Source organism: Mesorhizobium sp. M1A.F.Ca.ET.072.01.1.1 (assembly GCF_004023325.1).
In the GTDB taxonomy this organism is placed as follows: Bacteria; Pseudomonadota; Alphaproteobacteria; order Rhizobiales; family Rhizobiaceae; genus Mesorhizobium.
Genome location: NZ_RZSF01000670.1, coordinates 1 through 918 on the forward strand (window position 1 = coordinate 1; position 918 = coordinate 918).

2 protein-coding genes and 1 pseudogene are annotated in these 918 nt (G+C 65.5%); all 3 read left to right on the plus strand.

Features of this window, described 5'->3' with window-relative positions; genetic code table 11:
* Nucleotides 1-285 (plus strand): histidinol dehydrogenase (locus EOA32_RS37435; protein ID WP_189407732.1); only part of this gene is annotated, 285 nt, incomplete at its 5' end.
* 2 nt (nt 286-287) lie between these two features.
* Nucleotides 288-773: a UPF0262 family protein gene (locus EOA32_RS37440; protein ID WP_066993793.1), complete on the plus strand. Its 486-nt coding sequence runs from the start codon at nt 288-290 to the stop codon at nt 771-773.
* Nucleotides 761-918 (plus strand): annotated as a pseudogene (locus tag EOA32_RS37445) (protein-tyrosine-phosphatase); the annotation flags it as partial. The gene EOA32_RS37440 and the pseudogene EOA32_RS37445, both read left to right, overlap by 13 nt.

A 918-nucleotide genomic window follows, 5' to 3' on the forward strand; every position in this document is an offset into this window, starting at 1 on the left:
GAGAACTTCCTCGCCGGGATGCGCAATGCCGGCGCCGTCTTCCTCGGCCGCCACACGCCGGAAGTCATCGGCGATTATGTCGGCGGCTCCAACCACGTGCTGCCGACCGCGCGCTCGGCGCGCTTCTCGTCTGGTTTGTCCGTGCTCGATTTCGTCAAGCGCACGTCGATCCTGAAGCTCGGCCCGGAGCAGCTCAAGGCGCTGGCGCCGGCGGCCGTCGCGCTCGCCAAGGCGGAAGGGCTCGACGCCCACGCACGATCGGTGGCGATCAGGCTGAACATGTAGCGATGTCCGGCCACCACCAAAACCGCGACAGGCTGATCGACGTCGAGCTCGACGAATCGATCGGGCGTTCGACGCCCGATGTCGAGCATGAGCGGGCAGTGGCGATCTTCGACCTGATCGAGGAAAACAGTTTCCGGCCGGTCAACGACGATGGCGCCGGCCCATACAGGCTGAAGCTGTCGCTGGCCGAGTCGCGCCTGGTGTTCGCCGTCAGCCGCCAGAATGGCGCCGATGTGGTTACCCACATCCTGTCGCTGACGCCGCTTAGGCGTATCGTCAAGGATTACTATCTGATCTGCGAAAGCTACTATGAGGCGATCCGCTCCTCCACGCCAAGCCATATCGAGGCAATCGACATGGGCCGCCGCGGCCTGCACAATGAGGGCTCGCAAACACTGATGGACCGGCTCGCCGGCAAGATCGAGATCGACTTCGACACGGCGCGCCGGTTGTTCACGCTCGTCTGCGTGCTGCACTGGCGGGGGTAGTCCTGGCCGCGCTGCCGCATTCGATTCTTTTTGTGTGCGGCATGAATGCCGTGCGCTCGCCGATGGCCGAGCAACTGGCGCGGCGGATGCTGCCCGCCACCACTTTCGTCGCCTCGGCCGGCGTGCGCAGCGGCGAGCGCGACCC